Annotated in this window: 3 protein-coding genes; 2 read left to right on the forward strand and 1 reads right to left on the reverse strand. The window is 48.7% G+C overall.

The window, feature by feature from the left end; genetic code table 11:
* Nucleotides 1-235, reverse strand: a 235-nt coding sequence (locus tag C7B77_RS26785) for a hypothetical protein (protein WP_146138546.1), incomplete at its 3' end; no start/stop codon positions are given.
* A gap of 251 nt (nucleotides 236-486) precedes the next feature.
* Between C7B77_RS26785 and C7B77_RS26790 the strand changes: the two genes are divergently transcribed.
* Together C7B77_RS26790 and C7B77_RS26795 are read left to right on the forward strand one after the other, a co-directional pair.
* Nucleotides 487-1353, forward strand: a complete 867-nt coding sequence (locus C7B77_RS26790) for a patatin-like phospholipase family protein (RefSeq protein ID WP_106312191.1) — start codon at nucleotides 487-489, stop codon at nucleotides 1351-1353.
* 288 nt (nucleotides 1354-1641) lie between these two features.
* On the forward strand, nucleotides 1642-3033 hold the full coding sequence (locus C7B77_RS26795; protein ID WP_106312194.1) for a sensor histidine kinase: 1392 nt from the start codon (nucleotides 1642-1644) through the stop codon (nucleotides 3031-3033).
* Nucleotides 3034-3239: the final 206 nt, after the last annotated feature.

A 3239-nucleotide genomic window follows, 5' to 3' on the forward strand; every position in this document is an offset into this window, starting at 1 on the left:
AGCGAGGACAGCGTAAAATCTGATAACGAACGCCTCTGACGGTCTTGTAGCGACCAGTGGGACGACATCTGGTGGGGCCAGAACATTTTAGTACAGCTTGACCGCCGACAGTACGACCAGTAGGACGACAGCCAGCCTCGGCAGCAGGTGCCAAGACAGATAGATTGAGGGAGCAAAAGAGTCCAGCACCAATGCTCAGTGCAGTTAAAAAACGACCGGAAGGTTGATTTTTCATATAGTTTTTTCGTCGTGACGATATTATTTATCTTCAATTTGAATCGATCGGATTCCCGAAGATTATAATTCTTAGATTTGCTAGTTACAATATGTCGTAACAAAAGACAAGACGATCGGCTTAGATTCGGGACTACTCAAAAAAAGTATGAATTGTTGCCAAAATTTAGAAACGCCTCAAAAAAACGATGACTGCGCGCAAGTAGCTGTTTGATAGAATGAGTGATGGTGAATTTGGGACTTAAATAGATAGTGCAGCGAAAATCTCTAGCCATCGCTACGCCAGTAGGCAGTTTTAAAGGAGCTTTCGCTCATGGAGTCTTAACAGCATTAGAAGAAGCCGGAATTGTTGCCGATGCTTATGCAGCGGCATCTTCGTCGGTAATACCTGCAAGTTGGGCGGCGATCGGTCGAGCCAAGGATTTAGGGATAAACTATTGGTTGGCAGGGTTGTCGGCGTTGGAGCTACCCCAGCAAAATATGAGTAAAGTAGTCCAGCGCGGGATTCGCGTTTTTAGCAAACAGTTACGCCAAGATCTCTATCAACCCCAGACGCCAACTTTATTTATCGCGACTAATGCGGTAATTAACCCCACCGCAGCAGCTCACACCCAAACACCCCTCGCACAAGATCTCGGCAAACGCTTACTGCGAGCTTCAGTTCAGAAAGATCGCAGTTGGGTAGATGCCAATCTGCGTTTTACACTATTTAGTACCCACCACTCCGACTCCCACCATCGCATTACTCCCACTAACTATCCAGCGGTGGCTTATGCTTCCTCCCGAATTATGCACGCGTGGGAGATTCCCGCTTGGATCGATGGCAAACCTTATGTAGATGCGGCTTATACCTGTTTGTGTCCGGTACTAGCTATGGTAGCAGAGGGTTACCAAGAAACGATCGCCATTGCCAACGAGCCAGGGACGATGTATCGAGATATGTTTCATATCGAGCAGATTCCCAGCCACCTGCATGGCATTCCCATCCATGTCATCCGTCCCGACGTCCACCTCAAACAGTTAGGTGTCGATTTTACCAAAGCTACACCCGATGGCTTAGTTGCTGTCTATCGTCACGGACGAGACAAGGGTGCGGAATTTGTTAGTAAATGGCGTTAGGGTTGGATGAGTGGATGGGTGGATGAGTGGATGAGTAAGATGATAACTGTCCTCTCTTTGTCAATAAGGCAGCGACGCTGCCATTACCCATTACCCATTCATTACCTCTCCCGTAGCATAGCTAGCATCGCCGCTGCGGGGATAGTAATCCCAAGGGGTATGTTCGTAAAAAGGCACAAAATAACTTTGGATCTTCATTAAATCATTTAGATGCTAAATTGATATGAGTAAATTCTGTTGTTTGTAATAATGTAGATCGCACTCAACAAGCTTACCGGACACAAACTGATGCTGTGTGTCGAAGACCTCGCCAAACTGGAATTATTTAAACACCTGCCACCAGACCGACTAGAGTGGGCGTGCGATCGCGCCTGTAAAGTCGAACTAGCTGCTGGCGAAATCCTCATCGCAGAAGGCGATCCGCCACGGGGAGTATTTATCTTAGTCTCCGGTCAAATCGGGATTACACGCCGCAGCGAAGGCTTAGACATCCCCATCGGCCAACATCACGCACCAGAATTCTTTGGCGAAACACCGATCCTCACCGACGAACCCGTACCCGTCACCTTACACGCCCTCACAAATTGCCTGACTTACGAAATTGCTGGCGATGATTTTCGCCACTTGCTCCATGAGTGTCGGGATTTTGAACGGGAAGTGTTCCGAGTCATGGCGCGGCGACTGCGCGGAGTCGAATCATTCATTCGCAGTCGCGAGAAAATGGCTGCTTTGGGCACGCTTGCTGCTGGGCTGGCTCACGAGTTAAATAATCCGGCTGCGGCTGTCGTCCACGCCTTGAAAGATGTGATTCCCGCCTTGTTGGAGCTACAGCGGATGAATCTGGTTTACGGGCAGCATCAGATTGAAGCAGCTCACACTCAGCAGTGGCAGCAAGTCCGCGATGAGGGTTACGATCGCATCTTACACGATCGGCCAGACTCGCTGCAGGTAAGCGATCTGGAGGAAGAGTTGCTGGAATGGTTAGAAGATTATGGAGTGGCTAATGCCTGGAACCTCGCCGCACCGCTAGCGAGCGGCGGTGTGACGGTGGAGACGTTAGCAGATCTGACCGCTCGCTGGCAAAACGACACCACCGAACTCAGAGATATGGGCGTGCGCTGGTTGGCACTCTCGTTCGATGTCTTGTCGATGATTAAAAGTGGCTTACATGGGGCCGAACGGATTTTTGAGCTAGTACAGTCAATGAAAGCATACTCATATCTCGATCGCGGGGTGCGACAGTTAGTAGACGTGCATCAGGGCATCGAGGATACGCTGCACATCTTTTCACATCGGCTCAAGCCAGGAATTGAGATCGATCGATGTTACGATCGCACCCTACCCCAGATCGAAGCCTATGGCAGCGAACTCAATCAAGTCTGGACGCATCTGGTCGATAATGCGATCGATGCCATGGCTGGCAAAGGTCGGCTCAAAATTACGACTGTGCGGGATGGTAACTACATTTGCGTCGAAATTGCCGACTCTGGAACGGGCATCCCGCCAGAAATTCAATCGCGGATCTTTGAATCATTCTTTACCACCAAGCCTGTCGGCCAGGGTACGGGATTAGGTTTGGATATCGTCAGACGAATTGTCGAAAATCGCCATCAAGGAACGATCTCGATCGAATCCAAACCTGGTTCGACTCGCTTTGCAATTCGTTTACCTTTGGGCTGAAGTAATGAGTAATAAGTAATAAGTAATGAGTAATGAATTAAGCCCGAAGTTGGTTTAAAGCCTCGTCTTTAAAGACGAATAGAAACAAAACATAACTCAATACTTGAATCCTCTGACTGTGCCTACGGCAGGCTACGCCAACAGGCAGAGGTATTACTCATTACTCATTACTCATTACTTATTACTCGTGAACCACACCATAGATA

Origin of the sequence: Chamaesiphon polymorphus CCALA 037 (assembly GCF_003003845.1) — a bacterium.
GTDB classification, from domain to species: Bacteria; Cyanobacteriota; Cyanobacteriia; order Cyanobacteriales; family Chamaesiphonaceae; genus Chamaesiphon; species Chamaesiphon polymorphus.

Coding starts and splice junctions, on each gene's coding strand:
- C7B77_RS26795 (WP_106312194.1), top strand. CDS start 1,642: ATGCTGTGTGTCGAAGACCTCGCCAAACTGGAATTATTTAAACACCTG.